We start from the raw sequence: 16742 nt of genomic DNA, 5'->3' as shown, positions 1-16742 counted from the left end.
TTAAGCATTTGGCCTCGGGGGACGAGCCGCCGGGAGGCGTCCATGTCTCTGTTCCGCCCACTGGCCGCCGCCTGCATCGTCGCCGCAAGCCTCCTGCCGTCCATCGCCCCCGCGAGCGCGGCCGTCGCCTACGAGCGGGTCGCCTACTTCGCCCAGTGGGGCATCTACCAGCGGAACTTCCTCGTCAAGAACGTCGAGACCAGCGGTGCGGCGGCCAAGCTCACCACGATCAACTACGCGTTCGGAAACGTCAGCGAGCAGGGTCTGTGCTTCGAGGCCAACGAGGCCGGAGTGGGCGACGCGTGGGCCGACTACCAGAAACGGTTCAAGGCGGGTGAGTCGGTCGACGGAGTCGGAGACGTCGTCACCCAGCCGCTGGCCGGCAACTTCAACCAGCTCAGAAAGCTCAAGGCCAAGCACCCCGGCCTGAAGGCGCTGATCTCCCTGGGCGGCTGGACCTGGTCGAAGTACTTCTCCAACGCCGCTCTGACCTCCGCCTCCCGCCAGGCGTTCGCCGCGTCCTGCATCGACCTGTACCTCAAGGGTAACCTCCCCAAGATCGGCACCTCCCCGCACGGCGGGCCCGGCTCCGGCGCGGGCGTCTTCGACGGCATCGACATCGACTGGGAGTGGCCCGGCTCCGAGGGCAACGTCGGCAACGTCGTCCGCCCCGAGGACAAGCAGAACTTCACCCTGCTGCTGGCCGAGCTCCGCCGCCAGCTCGACGAGTACGGCGCGCAGACCGGCAGGCACTACTACCTGACGGCGTTCCTCCCCGCCGACCCCGCCAAGATCAACGCCGGGGTAGCGGTGCCGGGGGTCTTCTCCTCGCTCGACTTCGCCACCGTGCAGGGCTACGACTTCAACGGGCCGTGGAACAGCAGGACCGGCCACCAGTCCAACCTCTACTCTGACCCGAACGACCCCTCAGCGGAGAAGTTCAGCGTGGACGCCGCCGTCGGCGCCTACCTGACCCGTGGCGCCCCCGCAGGCAAGATCGTCGTTGGCGTCCCCACCTACGGCAAGGGCTGGAAGGGCGTCCCCAAAACGAACAACGGCCTCTACCAGACCTCCACCGGGCCCGCCCGCGGTACGTACGAGAACGGCACCGAGGACTACAAGAAGATCGTCGCCAACCGCGGCACCCGCTACCGCGACACCGCGATCGGCGCCCTCTGGCTCTACGACGGCAGCAACTGGTGGAGCTACGACGACCCCACGCTGCTCACCCAGAAGGCTCAGTACATCAAGGCCCGTGGCCTCGGCGGCTCCATGATGTGGTCCCTCGACGGCGACGACGCCCAGGCCTCCCTCGCCACCGCACTCTGGAACGAGCTGAAGTAGGTTCGATCCGATCACGCCGGTCCGACGACAAGGGGCCGGCGTGTTCGTCAACCTGTTGGTTGAGCTTTAGCGGGCTGGTCCGGCTTGGCGAGGGGGGCTGTTACGGCCGCAGCGAGGTGAGCAGCAGGTCGGCGAAGTGCTCTCCGACCTCGGCGCCCGACAGCGGGCCGTCCGCGCTGTACCAGGTGCCCAGGTGGTGGACCGAGCCGAAGAAGAAGTCGACGACGATCTCGGCGGGGGTGTCGTCCCTGAAGGTGCCCTCGCGCTGACCCTCGGCGACGAGGTCGCGGAAGCGCTCGTGGTAGCGGCGGCGCTCGGCGCGGACACTCCTGTAGGTGTCGGGGGCGAGCAGGTGCATGGAGCGGAAGAAAATCTTGGAGTCGTCCAGGTTCTCCACCGTGGTCCGCACGACGTCGGCGGCAGCGGCGTGCAGGCGTCCGGCCACCGGCCCCGGCCCCTCGGCGAACCGGGTGAGCCGCTCCATCTGCATGCGCAGCAAGCGTCCATAGATCTCGTGGAGCAGGTCATCCTTGGAGTCGAAATAGTGGTACATGGCGCCCTTGGTGACGCCGGCCGCTGTGACGATCTCCTGCACCGAGGTGCTCTCGAAGCCCCGCTCGGCGAACAGGCGGGTGGCCTCGCCGAGCAGGCGCTGCCGTACCGGCTCCTGTTGCTGAGTCATCCGTTCCCCCATGTGTGTGGTGCGGTAAGCATACCGACTGGTCGGTTACACCACCGGTGGGTATCGGAGTCGTGTTAGTTGCATCACTTTTGGGTGCCTGGAGCCCCCACTCGGGTATCTCATGATTGGGGATCTTCGGCATCGCGGATCCACCTCTCTCGCCACCGACCTCGGAGGGTTCGCTGTGCCCGGCGGATCAATCTACGTGACGCCCGATGACCAGGTTCACGGGCTGTCACCCCAGGTAATGTACGAGCAGTTCTGGATCCAGGATGCCGAGCACCGCCGGAAGATGCGCGGGGTCAAGGCCGCGGCCGGCCTGGTGGTGGGCCTGCTGCTCGCCTACCGTTTCGATCTGCCCAGCCCCCCGCTGGTCGCGGTCGTGGCCGGCCTGCTGACCGGCGCCGCCGACCTGTTCTGGGCTTGGCGCTCCTACGACGCCACCGCGGTCTGGCGGGGTAAGCGACGGGGCGAGGTCGTCACCGGCAAACTGCTCCGCCGTAGGCTCCGCAAGCACGGCTACCACGTCCTCGACGGCCGCGCCGTGCCCGGACAGGCGTCGATCGACCATCTCGTCATCGGCCCCGGCGGCATCTGGGTCGTCGACAACGAGGCCTGGCACCCCGAGACCGAGATCGCCCGGTACGGCGAGCGGCTGTTCTTCGGCGAGAAGTACGGCACCAAGGTGGCCAAGGCGCTCGTCGACGTCTCCGAATCACTGGCCGGGGTGCTCTCCAAGGAGTCCGGCATCCCCGTCACGATCGAGCCGCTGCTCGCCGTGCACGGCGGGGAACTGCGGCGGACGGTCACCGCCGAGGGGATCACGCTGCTCAAACCACGTCTGGTGGCACGCTGGATTCTGCGCGGGCCGCGCGCGGAGTTCGACGAGGAGCAGGTGGAACTGCTCACCCGGACCGCCGCCCGGGTGCTACGCCGGATGAGCTGACCGACCGGCTCCGCCGTGCCGTACAGGGCCGGGGTATGCCAGGAGCCTCCATCCGCCAGCAGGTGGCAGATCTCCGTGACCGTGAGTGAGGGCACGACCAATCTGGTCCAGTGTTGTACGAGGAATCGCACGCAGCGGACGTGGTCGTTGTCGGTGTGCCGCGCCTGGTGGCACGATCGTCAGGCGAGTTCCTCGCCAGTGCTGTGACCGGGAACCTTCACCGGGTTGGTTACGCCGAGGGACTGCGGTCGGCAGGGACTTCAAAGATGAGTTCGAGACCGTCCTCTTCGTCCCACTGCTCTCCGACCTCGACGAAGCCGAAGCCGGCGATCGTGGCCAGAGACGCCACATTGTCGGGACTGATCGTCGCCCGCACGGTCTTGACCGCCGGTTCGGCCGCGGCCCGGCGCAGCAACTCGATCAGCATGGCCCGGGCATACCCCTGGCGACGGAAGTCAGGAGCAACTGAGTAACCGATCTCGACCATGCCCGCCTCATCGGGCGGTCCGTGAAACCCGGCATGACCGATGACGACACCTTCCGGCCCGGTTGCCACCTGCCGCACCATCCACCGTGCGTTGCCGGGGTCAGCGGCCATCTGATCGATCCGAAACCGCCACAGCCACCGTGCTCCGTCGGTCACGAAGTACTCGGTCAGAGCGACCCCAGCCGTCTTACTGGCTGCGGGCAGGTCCCCGTCAAGCAGAGCGGACATCGCGGTGCCGGACAGTTCGACAAAGCGCACATGCTTCGGACTGGTGGGGAACGGTGTCTGGCGATCGGCTTCATCTGTCACCGTGCGGATGTTCGCAGAGTGCCCGACAGACGTCCAACGGATTTCGGAGTGATTGGTCAACCGAACCTGCTCACGACATCATCCACGATCATGAGTACCAACCCGGTGAACGTTCCCGGTCACAGCACCAGGCGCCGCTGTGAAAGTCAGCTTTCCGGGTGAGGAGGACGAGTACGGCCTGGCAATCCTGGAAAGTAAGCCGATTGTGAACGGTGACGCACCGGTGACGGGCTGCGAGAGGGCGTGGTGATCATTATGGGGGATGGAGACGGGCGGTCTTCCATTCATGCCGTGGCCCTGGGAAGCCGGCTCCGGACCGGGGTCCGGACAGAGTTCCGGGTCGGTCTCCGAGGCAGCCGGGTAGGCATCGAGAACGGTCTTCCGGCAGTGACCCGGCTCGGCCCCCGGGTACGTGAAAAATCATGAATCTCGCCGGGGCCCGCGTGCTGATCACCGGTGCCTCCTCGGGAGTCGGCGCGGCCACGGCACGGGTCATGGCCGGGGCCGGTGCCCGGCTGGTCCTGACGGGGCGTGATCGGCGACGACTGGAGGCCGTCGCCGCCGAGACCCGAGGGCGGGCGTTCGTCTGCGACATCGCGACGGAGGCCGACAGCCTGGCCGAGGACGCCGGATCCGTCGACGTCCTGGTCAACAACGCCGGGGTGGGCTGGGCCGGCCCCTTCGCGCAGATGCCGCAGGACGCGCTCGAACGACTGGTGGAGGTCAACCTGACGGCCCCCATCCGGCTGACCCGGCTGCTCCTGCCCGGAATGATCGAGAACGGCCAGGGACACATCCTCTTCGTCGCCTCAATCGCAGGCGCGATCGGGGTGGGGCAGGAGGCGGTCTACTCGGCCACCAAGGCGGGACTGCTCACCTTCGCCGAAGCGCTCCGCCACGAGCTCCACAGGTCCCCCGGAAGCGGGACCCGCAGGGACGGATCGCACGAGAACGGATCGCGTGGAAACGGGTCCCGCGGGATCGGCGTGTCCGTGCTGCTGCCCGGTGTGGTGGATACGCCCTTCTTCGACCGGCGCGGTGCCCCGTACGCTCGTCGCCGACCCGCTCCGATCCCGCCGGAACGTGTCGCGCGTGCGATCGTGGCGGCGATCCGACACGATCGGCCGGAATCGTACGTGCCGGGCTGGCTCCGGTTGCCCGCCCGATTGAGGGGCGCCGCTCCCGGCCCGTTCCGCGCGCTCGCGCGACGGTTCGGATGAACGCACCGAAAAAGGTCACCCGTCCCGCATGGCCCTCAGCGACTCTCTGAGGGAACCCAGTGTGGCGAAGACCGCGGTCGGCTCATAGCCGCAATGGGCCATGCAGTTGGCGCAGCGCGGATCGCGCCCACGGCCGTAGGAGTTCCAGTCGGTCTCCTCGACCAGCTCTCGGTAGGTCGAGGCGTACCCGTCGGCCATCAGATAGCACGGCCGCTGCCAGCCGTACACCGAGTACGACGGGATCGCCCAGGCCGTGCACGGGAAGTCGACCTTCCCTTCGAGGAAGTCGAGGAAGAGCGGCGAGTGGTTGAACCGCCACCGGTCGCGGTTCCCGCCGGAGAAAGCCTCGCGGAACAGCTCGCGTATCTCCCGCACGCCGAGGAAGTGGTCCTGGTCCGGGGCCTTCTCGTAGGCGTACGCCGGAGAGATCATCATCTGGTCCACGGCCAGGTCGTCGTTGAGGTAGTCGAGCACCTCGACGACCGTCCGGGGGCTGTCGGTCGTGAAGAACGTGGTGTTCGTGGTGACCCGGAAACCGCGGCGCCGGCACTCGCGGACGGCGGCGACGGCCTCGTCGAAGACGCCCTCCTTGCACACCGAGGCGTCATGGCGTTCGCGCAGCCCGTCGATGTGCACGGTCCAGGCGAAGTACGGCGAGGGCCGGAACTGGTCGATCTTCTTGGGGATCAGCAGCGCGTTCGTGCAGAGGAACACGTATTTCTTCCGTTTGACGAGCTGCCGGACCATCTCCCCGATCTGCGGGTGCATGAGCGGTTCCCCGCCCGCGATCGACACCATGGGGGCGCCGCACTCCTCGACGGCGGCCACGGCCTGCTCCACGGGCATGCGCTGTTTCAGGACACCGGCGGGATGCTGGATCTTGCCGCAGCCGGCGCACTTGAGGTTGCAGGCGAACAGCGGCTCCAACTCGACCAGCAGCGGGAACTTCGCGCGCCGCCGCAGCTTCTGGCGGAGGACGTATCCGCCGATGCGCAGACTCTGACGGATCGGGACCGTCATGACAGGACCTCTTTCGGAAGCGAGAACCGGATGGTCTCCTCGATGGCCGCCGCCCAGCGGGCCAGGACCGGGCCGACGCGCTGCAGGTTACGGCGGGCCAGGGTGCCGCCGCGTACGGTGGCCGGGCTCAGCAGCGGGGCTCCGGGGGTGTCGACGATGACGCGCACCGCGGCCAGCGGCCGACCGGCCGCGGCGCGGGCCAGCGGGCCGGTCTCCATGTCGACGCCGCGGACCCCCTCGGCGGCGAGCCGGCGGCGCTCCGCCCCCGTCACCACGTGGTCGCAGGTCGCCAGCGGCCCGATGCGGGCGGGCAGACCGGCGCGTGTCAGTTCCCCGGCGAGCAGCCGTGCCGACGGGCAGGGGAACGCCTGGTCTCCGAAGCGGACCTCACTCGCCACCAGGACGTCCCCCGGCCGCAGGCCGTCGTCGACGGCACCCCCGAAGCCGACCACGGCCAGCGCGCCGCCGTACTCGGGTAGGACGGCCGCCGCGCGCGCGGCGCGGCCCGGTCCCGGCCCGGTCCTGACCACCTTCACCCGGTCCGAGAGCGTCGCGAGGCCGCGCCGTACGGCTCGCGCCTCGATTCCCAGCGCGGCGCAGATCAGCAGGTCGGCCACAACGTCCCCCTTGGTGTCCCCGCGTCGTCGGCGCGCAGGCGCAGGTAACGTCCCAGGGCGCTGATCGGGAAGACGAGACGGTACAGGTGGTAGTTGATGTAGAAGTCGCCGGGGAAACCGGTCCCGGTGAACTGGGGTTCGTCCCACGTTCCGTCGGGACGCTGGTGCTCGACGAGCCATCGCACGCCCGCCTCCACCGCCGGTGAGCGTCCGTCCGCGGCGAGAAGTGCCATCAGCGCCCAGGCCGTCTGGGAGGCCGTCGACCGGCCGCGTCCGATCCAGCGGGGGTCGTCGTAGGAGCGGAGGTCCTCGCCCCAGCCGCCGTCGTCGTTCTGGTGGCCCTCCAGCCAGGCGACGGCCCGCCGTACGCAGGGCCGGTCCGGGCGCACGCCGGCCGCGACGAGGGCCGGGAGTACGGCGCCCGTGCCGTAGACGTGGTTGGCTCCCCAGCGGCCGAACCACGACCCGTCCGCCTCCTGGGCCTTCAGCAGCCAGCCGACGGCCCGCCGCAGGGTCCGCGAGCCGACGGGCCGCTCGTGCGCCAGCGCCTCGACCACGTGGGCGGTGACGTCGGCCGACGGCGGGTCGATCACCGCGCCGAAGTCGCAGAACGGCAGCTTGGTGCAGAGTGTGCGGGTGTTGTCGGCGTCAAAGGCCGCGAAACCGCCGTCGCGGGAGGCCATGCCGGTCATCCAGCGCACCGCCCGATCGATCGCCGGACGCGCCCCCGGGTGGTCGATCCGGCGCAGGCCGAGGATCACCTCGGCGGTGTCGTCGATGTCGGGATAGCCGTCGTTGTCGAACTCGAACGCCCAGCCGCCCGGCGCAAGCCCGGGCCGTCGGACGGCCCAGTCACCCGGCCCCCTGATCTCCTCGGCGATCAGCCAGTCGGCGGCCTCGGTGAGGACGGGGTGGTCGCCGGGGAGGCCGGCGTCCAACAGGGCGTTGACGGCCAGTGCGGTGTCCCACAGCGGTGACTGGCACGCCTCCATCCGGCGCCCCCCGCCGTCGCGGATCGTGAACCGGTCGAGCCCGCGGATCCCTTTGCGCATGACGGGGTGGTCGACGTGGTAGCCGGAGAGGTCGAGCGCGATCAGCGAGTACACCCACGGGGGCTGGATGCCGCCCCAGGACCCGTCGAGCTCCTGCCTCGCCACGACCCACTCGGCCGCGCGTCTGAGCGCCGCCCGCCGTACCTCCGCGATCGGCCGCCGCTGGTAGCGGTGCAGAGCCCGGTCCAGGACGCCGAACGCCCCCTCCCAGCCCAGGCGGAGGCATCGCCGTACCGGACGGCCGGTGCGCAGTTCGGCCAGATCGAACGGGAGCGGGCGCACCGGCCGGTGAGCGCTCACGACGGTTAGCGGCACGATCGTCTGACGGGCCCAGCAGGCCCAGTCGTAGATGTTGAGCGGGAACCACGACGGCAGGAACATCAGCTCGGGCGGCATGACCGGCAGGTCCTCCCACGGCCACTGCCCGAACATGGCCAGCCAGATACGGGTGAACACGCGGGTCGCCTCGATCCCGCCGCCCTGCCGGACGAAGGCGGCGGCGGCGCGCATGTGCGGGGCCTCGGCCGGGTCACCGGCGAGCCGCAGCGCCGCGTACGCCTCGACGGTGGTGGACAGGTCGCCCGGGCCGCCGTGGAAGTTGGCCCACGTCCCGTCGGCCCGCTGCTCGGAACGGATCCAGCGAGCCGCCTCGGAGGTGTCCTCCTCGGTCCGGATGCCGAGGAACTCGCGCAGCAGCAGGTCCTCGGCGTCCATCGTCACGTTGGTCTGCAGCTCTCCCTTCCACCACCCCTCGGGGGACCGCAGGCCGATGAGGTGGTCACACGCCGCGCCGAGGGCGAGCTCGACTCCGTCCGCGGACGGAGCGGACGGAAGGGCGTCGACCGTGGTCATGTCAGTGGTCCCGGGAGGTGATGAACAGGGCGATGTCCAGGAACTCCGCGCGGACCTCCGCGGGCATCTCCGCGTCGCTCAGATGGCGTTCGGCGACGTCGAGACGGTGCTTGGCCTCCGTCTCCGCCCAGGCCCGCCCTCCCGCCTCGTCGATCAGCCGCGCCGCGTCGCGCAGGTCGGCCTCCGACAGCGGCTCCGACCGGGCCAGCAGGCGGGCGAGGCGATCGCCCGCCGGGGTCCGGCTGGTGAGCGCGGCGACGACCGGCAGCGTCTTCTTGCGCGCCCGCAGGTCGGACAGCACCGGTTTCCCTGTCGCCTCGGGGCTGCCCCAGACGCCGAGCAGGTCGTCCGCCAACTGGAAGGCCAGGCCCGTCTCGGCTCCGAATCCCGCCAGCCCGGACACCAGCGGGGCCGGGGCGCCGACGGCCAGGGCGCCGATCGAGCAGGCGCACGCGAGCAGGGATCCCGTCTTCTGCGTCGACATCCGCAGGCACTCGTCCAGGCTCACATCGTCGCGCCGCTCGAACTCCAGGTCGAGGCCCTGGCCTGCGATCAGGCTGCGGGTGGCGAGGCTCAGCGAGCGCGCCGCCTCCACAAGGCCGGAGGGCTCGGGCTCCAGGAGGATCTCACCGGCCAGCGTGAGCAGGGCGTCGCCGGCGAGGATCGTCTCCGAACGGCCGAAGACCGTCCAGGCCGCAGGACGGTGCCGGCGCATCCGGTCGCCGTCCATGATGTCGTCGTGGAGCAGCGAGAACGCGTGGACGAGTTCCACCGCCGCCGCGGCCGGCAGACAGCGCTCGACGTTCCCCCCTGCCGCCCTGGCCGAGAGTACGGCCAGGGCGGGCCGCAAGGCCTTGCCTCCGGCGGGCAGAGGCCGGCCGGCAGGGTCGGCCCAGCCGAGGTGATAGCGGGCGACACGCGCCGTGATCGGGTCCAGTCGGGCGACGGCCCGCCGAAGGACCGGTTCGATGAGCGTGCGAGCGGCCGCCACGGCCGGCGGGACGGTCGGCGGGACGGTCGGCGTCATGACGCGGCTCCCTGACGCACCCGACGCAGGTGATGCCTGACCAGGCGGCTCGCGATGAGTCCGCTGCGCACGGCCCCCTCCATCGTGTCGGGCCAGCCCGTGTCGGTCCAGGCGCCGGCGAGGTACAGGCCGGGCCACCTGGTGGCGGCCACGGGGCGGAGCGCGCCGCTGCCAGGACCCTGGCGGAAGGTGGCATGCCGTTCTCTGGTGACGAAGAAGTCGGTCAGCCGTGCCCGGCACGCAGCGGGGAAGATCCGCCGCAGTTCGGGGACGAACTCGGCCCGGATCTTCGCCACGGGCATGTCGATCCACCGGTCCGCGGCCGACACCGAGACGGCGAGGTACTGGCCGCTGCCAAGGCCCCCGACGCGGGTCTTGTCGAAGACCCACTGCACGGGCGAGTCCACCACGGCGGCGAACGGCATGTCGGTGACCGGCCGGTCGTAGACGGCGTGGACGTTGACGATCGGGCTGGTTTCGAGGCCGCCCCATCGGTCCCGGTCGGGCGCCGCCTCGGGCGGGACCAGCTTCGCGGCCTGCCCGTGGGGCGTCGCGACGATGACCGCGGACGCCGCGATCCGGGTGCCGCGTACGACGATCGCCGGACCGGACTCGATGGCCGTGACCTTCGCCGACAGGCGCACCCTGCCACCGCGCTCCTGGATGGCCGCCTGGGCCGCGCCGCCGTGCAACTCGCCGAGCGGCACGGCCGGAACGCCGATGTCGGCGGCGTCCGCCCGGCCGAGCAGGGCGGTCCGGAACACCTTCACCGCCGCTCCCAGGGCCGCGTCGTCGATGCCGACGTTCAGGGCCGCCACCGTGAACAGCTCCCACAGGGCACGGCGTGCGGCATCCCGCTGTCCGTGGGCGGTCAGCCAGCTCCCGAGATCGATCCCGTCCAGTGCCGGATCGGCCGGGTCGAGCCTGGCCAGAGCGAGCGAGCCGCGCACGGCCCGCGCACGGTCGGCCGGCGGCAGCAGGGAGTAGCCAGCGAGCGCGGGAAGCAGATGGAAGGGGCCGGGCAGCGCGGCTCGGCGCAGGCGCCCTGACCTTCCCCCCGGGGTGAGCACCCGGACGTCGAACCGGTCCTGTAGGCGCACCCCGCCGGTGCCGCCGATCCTGTCGAGCAGGCCCCGGTAGGCGGTGCAGCAGCGGAGGAACACGTGCTGGCCGTTGTCCACGGTCAGCCCGTCCCTGTCGAAGGAGTGCGTGGCGCCGCCCAGCCTGGGACGGGCCTCGTACAGCGTCGCCGCGTAACCCGCCTCCCCCAGGGCGACGGCGGCGGCGATGCCCGCCAAGCCGCCCCCCACGATCGCGACCGGCGTGCCCGGCTCGGCCGGATCCGCCGGGGCACCCGTCACCGGCCGGCTCCCGCGAGCGCGCGTGCCGCCACCATGCTCTTCTCCCACGACGTGAGCGACGGCCGGGTGGTCAGGGTCTCAGCGGGATGCGCGGCGATGCGGTCGAGAAGGCGCCGGTAGATGCCGGCCATCGCCGCGGTGCACGCCGCGCTGCGGCGGTCCAGCAAGGGCAGCAGGCGCATGCCCTGGCGGTACCAGTCGCGTGCCCGGTCGGCTTCGAACCGCACGAGCCGGGTGAGCCGCTGCGGCGGGTCGGTGAACCTGCCGGAGGAGTCGACGTCCAGCGTGCATCCGAACCGCTCCAGGTCCTCGGACGGCAGGTAGATCCGCCCGGCGAGCCGGTCCTCGTGCACGTCGCGGAGGATGTTCGTGATCTGCAGCGCCACCCCGAGGGCGTCCGCCAGCGGCGTCGCCGCGTCCTCGTCCTCGGCGCCGAAGACGCCGAGTGACAGGCGCCCGACCGATCCGGCGACGCACCGGCAGTAGGACAGCAGGTCGTCGAAGCTTCCGTAGGTCGTGCCGCGCACGTCCGCCACGCACCCGTCGATCAGCTCCTCGAACGCCGCGAGCGGGATGGGGTAGCGGCGGGCCGCGTCGATCAGGGCGACCAGGACGAGGTCCTCCGGATCGGGACACGGGCGCTCCAGCGCGGTGCGCGCCTCGGACAGGCGGTCCAGCCGGCGCCCGGCCGGTCCGTTCTCGTCTCCGATGTCGTCGATCCGGCGGGCGAAGGCGTACACGGCGCTGAGGGCGCGACGCTTGGGTCCTGGCAGCAACCGGATGCCGTAGGAGAAGTTCCGCGCCTGGGCGCGGACGATCTGCTCACAGCCCCGGTACGCGTCGGCCACCGTCATCGATTCATCACCTTGCCGTGAGGATGCGCAGCCAGGCGGTCAGCAACCGGGTGCGGTGGGGGCGGATGGTACGTCCGAGAACGTCATGGTCGGAACGGCGGAGCGCGCTGACGGTGGCGTGGCCTCCGGCGATGTAGCCCGCCACCGCGGCGCGGGCGAAGCCGGTCAGCGAGGCGACGAGCGGAGCACCGTCCTTCAGCAGCCCCGCCGCCCGCACGACCTGCACGGCCACCACGTGACGCAGCCGCGCGGGGGTGATGCCGCCGGCCAGGTCGTCCTCGCTGCAACCGAATCGGCGCAGGTCCTCCCCGGGCAGGTAGACACGGCCCCGCCGATAGTCGTCACCGACGTCCTGGCAGTGTTCGACGATCTGCAGGGCGGAGCACACCCGGTCCGACAGGGCGAGCCGCGGTGGGGTCGCCATGCCGAACAGATGCAGCACGATGTGCCCGATCGGGTTGGCCGACAGTTCGCAGTAGCCGAGCAGGTCGTCGAAGGTGTCGTAACGGGTGACCGTCTGGTCGCGCCGGTTGGCCTCGACCAGACGGTGGAACGGCTCGGCCGGGATCGAGTGGATCTCGATGGTCCTGGCGAGCGCCTGGGTGGGCCACAGGCGGGGAGCCCCTCCGCCGTACAGGCGGAACAGGTCGGATTCGACGGCGTCGAGCAGTCGGAGGCGCTCCGCGGGCGCGGCGTCGTCGCCGATGTCGTCCACGAAGCGCGCGAAGCCGTACACCGCCAGAAGATGGTCACGGTAAACGCGCGGCAACAACCGCGAGGCGACTGGAAAATTCTCCCGGCTCGCCTTCGATATGACGTTCTCTTCCGATGACACGGAGTACGGAATTTCCACCGGAGGGGCGTTATAAACGGCGGTCCGTCGCATATTGGCAGCTCATTGCGCCACTCCGGCGAGGACTTTACGTCCTGGCGGTCTTTCCATCGCGGCGTCGGGCGGATGACGATGTGTTTGGTCACCCTCATTTGCCGGGCAAGGTAACGGTTAAATCACCGTTCCGAGTCTCGGAAAGAAGGATCAGGGAAGAAGGTGATTTCAAAATGGCGTCGAGGACGGCGGGCTCGGCCGGCCCGTTCCGGCATTCCCGGGTCACGCGGACTCCCGGTCACCGCCCGGCCGACGTCGTGGTCGCGCAGCGGTCCCACCCGGAGCCCCATGGAACGGCAACGGTCCACCAGTTCGGGCAGGGCGCCGAGGGCCGAGCGCCAGGATCCGGGAGCCGAGGTGCGATCGGTGTCGTGGAGCAGGAGGGTCGCACCGCCGCGCAGGCCGGGCGCCATGGTCGCCAGCACCGAGGCCGGACTCGCCGACCCCGTCCAGTCCCTGCCCCACGCCGTCCACAGCACGGGACGCAGTCCCCGCAGGCGGGCGGCGACCAGCGCCTCGGCGCTGAGGACACCGTAGGGGGGCCGGTACCAGGCCGGGCGCACGCCGGTGACGGCGCCCACCAGTTCGACCGTCCTGCCGATCTCGCGGGTGACCCGGCCCGGACGGCTCACCAGGGCGTTGCCGTGTCCCCAGCCGTGTACGGCCATCTCGTGGCCCTCGGCGACGATGCGGTGCCCCAGCTGCGGATGGCGTTCGAGCATCTCGCCGAGGACGAAGAACGTGGCGTGGCACCCGAGCCGCCGGAGCGCGCTCAGAAACAGCGGGGTGGAATGCGCGTCGGGGCCGTCGTCGAAGGTCAGCGCCACGTGGCCCGGGTCTCCCACCCCGGCGAGCCCCGGCAGCACCCGGCGTACGGCGGGCAGCCAGGTGGCGGCGGGGCCGGCGTGGACCAGCGCCAGGCCGGTCAGTACGGCGGGATGCACGCGGGGACGCACCGTCTCACCTCCGGAAGGGACAGACGGCGATGGCCGCCAAGCGGCGCGTGCTGATCCTCAGCGCGAGCATGGGCGCGGGCCATGACCAGGTGGCCGCGGAGCTGGCCCGGCGGCTGGCGTCGGAAGGCGCCGAGGTTGAGATCATCGATGTCCTCCAACTGCTCCCGTTCCGGCTGGGACCGATGCTGCGCGGGTGGTACCACTGGATGATCCGGCGCGCGCCCTGGCTCTACGAGCTCATCTACCGGGTTTTCTTCGTCTCCAAACGAGCACCGTCGACATCGCCCCTGACGCTCCTGGCCGTGGCGGGCCTGCGTGCACGCGTCGGCGACCGGCCGCCGGACGAGGTCGTCTCCACGTTCCACCTGGCAGCCCAGGTCGCCGGGCGGCTCAGGGAGCGCGGCGAGCTGGCGGCTCCGAGCACGGTGCTGGTGACCGACTTCGCGGTGCACCGGCTCTGGCTGCATCCGGGCAACGATCGCTACCTCTGCCTGAGCCCGGCCGCGATCCGGCGCGTCGCCGCCGCGACCGGCCGTCCCGTCTCCTGCCACGCCCCGGTCGTGCGGCCGGAGTTCCGGCGCCCCGGCGCCGATCCCGCGCGGGTGCGCGCCCGGCTGGGCGCCCGGCCCGGCGATCGGCTGGTGCTCGTTTCGGCGGGATCGTGGGGGGTCGGGGACGTCGTGGAGACCGCCCGCGTCCTGGCGCTCTCGGGACGGTACACGCCCGTCGTCCTCTGCGGGGGCAATACCGGGCTCCGCCGCCGTCTGCGCGGCGCCGGGATCGGATCGGCCCTCGGCTGGCGGGACGACCTGCCGGAGCTCATGGCGGCGGCATACGCGCTGGTGGACAACGCCGCCGGTCTGACGTGCGCGGAGGCGTTCGCCGCGGGACTTCCGGTCGTCTCCTACCGGCCCATCCCCGGCCACGGCCGTGACGGCGCCCTCGCGATGGCGCGGGCCGGGGTAAGTGTCCACGCCTCGGACGCCGGTGCGCTCCTCGACGCGCTCGACCGGTTTCAGGACGCGCGGCGGCGCGACCTGCAGGTCGGCCGCGCGGCGGCCCTGTTCGCGTGGGCACCGGCCGAGGCGGCCCTCATCCCCGGGTTCCGCTACGGCGGCGCTTTCCCCTGCTCGCGGATGGGGGCCGACTGGGAGAGCAGGATGCTGCCGTAGACGATCAGGCCGATGCCCGCCACCTCGCCGACGATCCACGGGCCCGTCCGGACCTCCTCTCCGAACAGCATGACGCCGTACACGACGCTCGCCACCGGATCGCTGATGGTCACCGCCGGTTGCGCGGCCACCAGGGTCCCGCTCTGGAAGGCGTTCTCCAGGAGGAACAAGCTGCACAGGCCCGCAGCCACCATCGCGTACAGCTCCCAGGAGACCGCCAGCTCGGCCAGGCTCCTCTTGAGGATGGACGTGCTCTCCTTCATGAACGTGGCGGTGAAGGAGAAACCGAGGCCGGCGGCCCCCCCGAGCACCGCCGCCCGGCCGGGGCCGGTGAGGAACCGTGCCCCCGCCACCAGGGCCATGATGAGACCGACCGTCGCGGCGATGGCGATCGTCCATCCCATCGCGTCGGGGACCTGGTCGCCCGGCTCCGGTGCGGCGGTGAGGAGGAACAGCACGAGCCCGCCCATCTGTGCCCCGACCGCCAGCCACGAGCGCCGGTCGAGGTGGACGCCGAACGCCCACGCGATCAGGATCATCGTGATCGGCAGCTCGGTGACGAGGATGGGCTGCACCAGGGCCAGCCCGCCCACGGACAGGGCGGACGCCTGGAAGGCGAACCCCGCGATGAGGGCCGCGAGACCGCCGAGCCACACCGGCTGGCGGATCAACGCCCAGATGAGGGAGAGCCGGAACGCCCTCTCCTTGGGCACCAAACGCGCGGCCCGCCGTTGCAGGACCGACGCGACGGCGTTGCCGGCCGCGGCGCACACCGCCAGGATCGCCGCGATCACCGGGGCTTCGAACCCGGACGCGGGGGCGCGGCCTGCTCCGACTTGGCCAGGAACGGCGACTGGCCGAGGATGAAGATGCCCGCCACCATCGCGATCAGGCCGACGACCTCCCCCGCCAGCGCCTCCGGGGTGACCCGCAGCCGCTCAGCGAAGATCGCGATGCCCAGCACTATTCCGACGATCGGTTCGGCGGCGGTGGTGGCGGGCAGCGAGATCCGGAGCGGCGCGGCGTCGAAGGCACTCTGGCCGAGGAGCAGCCCGATCAGGGCGACGAGCGGAACGACGTACGGTTGCCAGCTTCCGGCGAGGACGTGGAGTCCCTCCCTCAGCGTGAGCAGCGAGCCGCGGGTCAGCGCGTCCTGGAGTCCGTACAGCATTCCCGCGGCGCCCGCCAGCAGGATCGCCTTCGTCTGCAGGGAGCAACGGAGACTCGCCAGGACGAGCCCGGCCGCGACCACGATCACGAAGGCCGCCGCGAGCCAGCGCGCGGAGCCCGATCCGGGCGAACTGCCTCCGTGCGGTTGCCCGAAGACCAGGAAGAGCGCCACCCCTCCGCTGACCAGCAACGCGCCCAGCCATTCCACCCAGCTCAGGTGCTCCTGGTAGATCACATGGGCTGCGGTCAGGGCGAACAGGAGGTTGGTCGCCAGGAGCGGTCCCACCTTGGCCACCTCGGCCTCGTACAGCGCCAGCCCGCTGAAGATCTGACCGGTGAGCATCAGGCCGATCCCGGCCAGCCAGAGGCGTGAGCGGATGAGGTGCAGCAGCAGGCTCGGGTGCAGTATCTCGCCCAGCGGCTCGCGGTACGCCGCGTGCTGCTGGGCGACGAACCCGAGGCCGAGAAAGCACGCCGAGACAAGAGAGATCACGAAAATCAAAGCGGGTCCTACCGATGATCAGCCCGTCACCGTTCGGCACGTTCGGGACCGGACGGCCACCGGCGATTGAGCGCTTCTGGGTTTCCCGGACTTTGGGTCCTGCCGGAGGCAGTGCTTTCACGTCCGCGGGAGGCATGCCGTCCGATGGCGGCCGTACGGCTCCCGCCGTCGGCCTCCCCGTCAGCCGACCTCCCGCCCCCTACCTACCCGGAGCGCCGAATACCTACCTGACCAGGCCAGTGATCAAGCCGGACAGAAAGAAACAACGCCGGGGCCGTGTCCCAC

At 70.9% G+C, this 16742-nt stretch carries 16 protein-coding genes; 4 read left to right on the top strand and 12 right to left on the bottom strand.

Annotation, left to right across the window (positions count from 1 at the left end; genetic code table 11):
- Positions 1-42: 42 nt before the first annotated feature.
- Positions 43-1344, top strand: a complete 1302-nt coding sequence (locus ACIN94_RS26775) for a glycoside hydrolase family 18 protein (RefSeq protein ID WP_400711472.1) — start codon at positions 43-45, stop codon at positions 1342-1344.
- Positions 1345-1444: 100 nt separating this feature from the next.
- Here the strand turns inward: ACIN94_RS26775 and ACIN94_RS26770 are convergent, their stop codons facing one another.
- Positions 1445-2026: a TetR/AcrR family transcriptional regulator gene (locus ACIN94_RS26770; protein ID WP_400711469.1), complete on the bottom strand. Its 582-nt coding sequence runs from the start codon at positions 2024-2026 to the stop codon at positions 1445-1447.
- A 184-nt stretch (positions 2027-2210) separates the two neighbouring features.
- Here ACIN94_RS26770 and ACIN94_RS26765 point away from each other — a divergent pair, with 184 nt between their 5' ends.
- Positions 2211-2972 carry a nuclease-related domain-containing protein gene (locus ACIN94_RS26765; RefSeq protein WP_400711466.1) on the top strand — a complete coding sequence of 254 codons (762 nt, stop codon included), beginning with the start codon at positions 2211-2213 and terminating at the stop codon, positions 2970-2972.
- A 229-nt stretch (positions 2973-3201) separates the two neighbouring features.
- Here ACIN94_RS26765 and ACIN94_RS26760 read toward each other — a convergent pair whose 3' ends face one another.
- Positions 3202-3828, bottom strand: a complete 627-nt coding sequence (locus tag ACIN94_RS26760; protein ID WP_400711463.1) for a GNAT family N-acetyltransferase — start codon at positions 3826-3828, stop codon at positions 3202-3204.
- Positions 3829-4190: 362 nt separating this feature from the next.
- On the opposite strand from ACIN94_RS26760, the gene ACIN94_RS26755 reads away from it, so the two are divergent.
- Positions 4191-4988 (top strand): SDR family NAD(P)-dependent oxidoreductase, encoded by a 798-nt coding sequence (locus tag ACIN94_RS26755; RefSeq protein ID WP_400711460.1) that lies wholly within the window; start codon positions 4191-4193, stop codon positions 4986-4988.
- A 15-nt stretch (positions 4989-5003) separates the two neighbouring features.
- Here the strand turns inward: ACIN94_RS26755 and hpnH are convergent, their stop codons facing one another.
- The 8 genes from hpnH to ACIN94_RS26715 all read right to left on the bottom strand — a co-directional run bounded on the left by hpnH (position 5004) and on the right by ACIN94_RS26715 (position 13613).
- Positions 5004-6008, bottom strand: coding sequence for an adenosyl-hopene transferase HpnH (gene hpnH, locus ACIN94_RS26750; protein ID WP_400711457.1), 1005 nt, complete (start codon positions 6006-6008; stop codon positions 5004-5006).
- Positions 6005-6625 (bottom strand): hypothetical protein, encoded by a 621-nt coding sequence (locus ACIN94_RS26745; protein ID WP_400711454.1) that lies wholly within the window; start codon positions 6623-6625, stop codon positions 6005-6007. Before ACIN94_RS26745 ends, hpnH begins: the two co-directional genes overlap by 4 nt.
- Positions 6610-8529: a squalene--hopene cyclase gene (gene shc, locus ACIN94_RS26740; protein ID WP_400711451.1), complete on the bottom strand. Its 1920-nt coding sequence runs from the start codon at positions 8527-8529 to the stop codon at positions 6610-6612. The genes ACIN94_RS26745 and shc overlap by 16 nt, the downstream gene beginning before the upstream one ends.
- 1 nt (position 8530) lies before the next feature.
- Entirely contained in the window at positions 8531-9556 is a 1026-nt protein-coding gene (locus tag ACIN94_RS26735) for a polyprenyl synthetase family protein (protein WP_400711448.1), read from the bottom strand.
- Entirely contained in the window at positions 9553-10917 is a 1365-nt protein-coding gene (gene hpnE / locus ACIN94_RS26730) for a hydroxysqualene dehydroxylase HpnE (RefSeq protein ID WP_400711445.1), read from the bottom strand. Before hpnE ends, ACIN94_RS26735 begins: the two co-directional genes overlap by 4 nt.
- On the bottom strand, positions 10914-11771 hold the full coding sequence (gene hpnD, locus ACIN94_RS26725; RefSeq protein WP_400711442.1) for a presqualene diphosphate synthase HpnD: 858 nt from the start codon (positions 11769-11771) through the stop codon (positions 10914-10916). Before hpnD ends, hpnE begins: the two co-directional genes overlap by 4 nt.
- 7 nt (positions 11772-11778) lie before the next feature.
- Positions 11779-12657, bottom strand: coding sequence for a squalene synthase HpnC (hpnC, locus tag ACIN94_RS26720; protein ID WP_400711439.1), 879 nt, complete (start codon positions 12655-12657; stop codon positions 11779-11781).
- Between the two features lie 122 nt (positions 12658-12779).
- Entirely contained in the window at positions 12780-13613 is an 834-nt protein-coding gene (locus ACIN94_RS26715; protein WP_400711436.1) for a polysaccharide deacetylase family protein, read from the bottom strand.
- Between the two features lie 29 nt (positions 13614-13642).
- On the opposite strand from ACIN94_RS26715, the gene ACIN94_RS26710 reads away from it, so the two are divergent.
- Entirely contained in the window at positions 13643-14785 is a 1143-nt protein-coding gene (locus ACIN94_RS26710; protein WP_400711433.1) for a hypothetical protein, read from the top strand.
- Here ACIN94_RS26710 and ACIN94_RS26705 read toward each other — a convergent pair.
- Complete coding sequence (locus ACIN94_RS26705; protein WP_400711430.1) at positions 14722-15579, bottom strand: DMT family transporter; 858 nt, start codon at positions 15577-15579, stop codon at positions 14722-14724. The genes ACIN94_RS26710 and ACIN94_RS26705 overlap by 64 nt on opposite strands.
- Positions 15576-16448, bottom strand: a complete 873-nt coding sequence (locus ACIN94_RS26700; protein WP_400711428.1) for a DMT family transporter — start codon at positions 16446-16448, stop codon at positions 15576-15578. Before ACIN94_RS26700 ends, ACIN94_RS26705 begins: the two co-directional genes overlap by 4 nt.
- Positions 16449-16742 lie beyond the last annotated feature (294 nt).

Origin of the sequence: Streptosporangium sp. NPDC087985 (assembly GCF_044741965.1) — a bacterium.
In the GTDB taxonomy this organism is placed as follows: domain Bacteria; phylum Actinomycetota; class Actinomycetes; order Streptosporangiales; family Streptosporangiaceae; genus Streptosporangium.
The sequence above is the reverse complement of the archived record's forward strand: the minus strand, read 5'-3'. Positions and strand labels throughout refer to the sequence as shown.

Coding starts and splice junctions, on each gene's coding strand:
- ACIN94_RS26775 (WP_400711472.1), top strand. CDS start 43: ATGTCTCTGTTCCGCCCACTGGCCGCCGCCTGCATCGTCGCCGCAAGC.
- ACIN94_RS26770 (WP_400711469.1), bottom strand. CDS start 2,026: ATGACTCAGCAACAGGAGCCGGTACGGCAGCGCCTGCTCGGCGAGGCC.
- ACIN94_RS26755 (WP_400711460.1), top strand. CDS start 4,191: ATGAATCTCGCCGGGGCCCGCGTGCTGATCACCGGTGCCTCCTCGGGA.
- hpnH (WP_400711457.1), bottom strand. CDS start 6,008: ATGACGGTCCCGATCCGTCAGAGTCTGCGCATCGGCGGATACGTCCTC.
- shc (WP_400711451.1), bottom strand. CDS start 8,529: ATGACCACGGTCGACGCCCTTCCGTCCGCTCCGTCCGCGGACGGAGTC.
- ACIN94_RS26735 (WP_400711448.1), bottom strand. CDS start 9,556: ATGACGCCGACCGTCCCGCCGACCGTCCCGCCGGCCGTGGCGGCCGCT.
- hpnD (WP_400711442.1), bottom strand. CDS start 11,771: ATGACGGTGGCCGACGCGTACCGGGGCTGTGAGCAGATCGTCCGCGCC.
- hpnC (WP_400711439.1), bottom strand. CDS start 12,657: ATGCGACGGACCGCCGTTTATAACGCCCCTCCGGTGGAAATTCCGTAC.
- ACIN94_RS26710 (WP_400711433.1), top strand. CDS start 13,643: ATGGCCGCCAAGCGGCGCGTGCTGATCCTCAGCGCGAGCATGGGCGCG.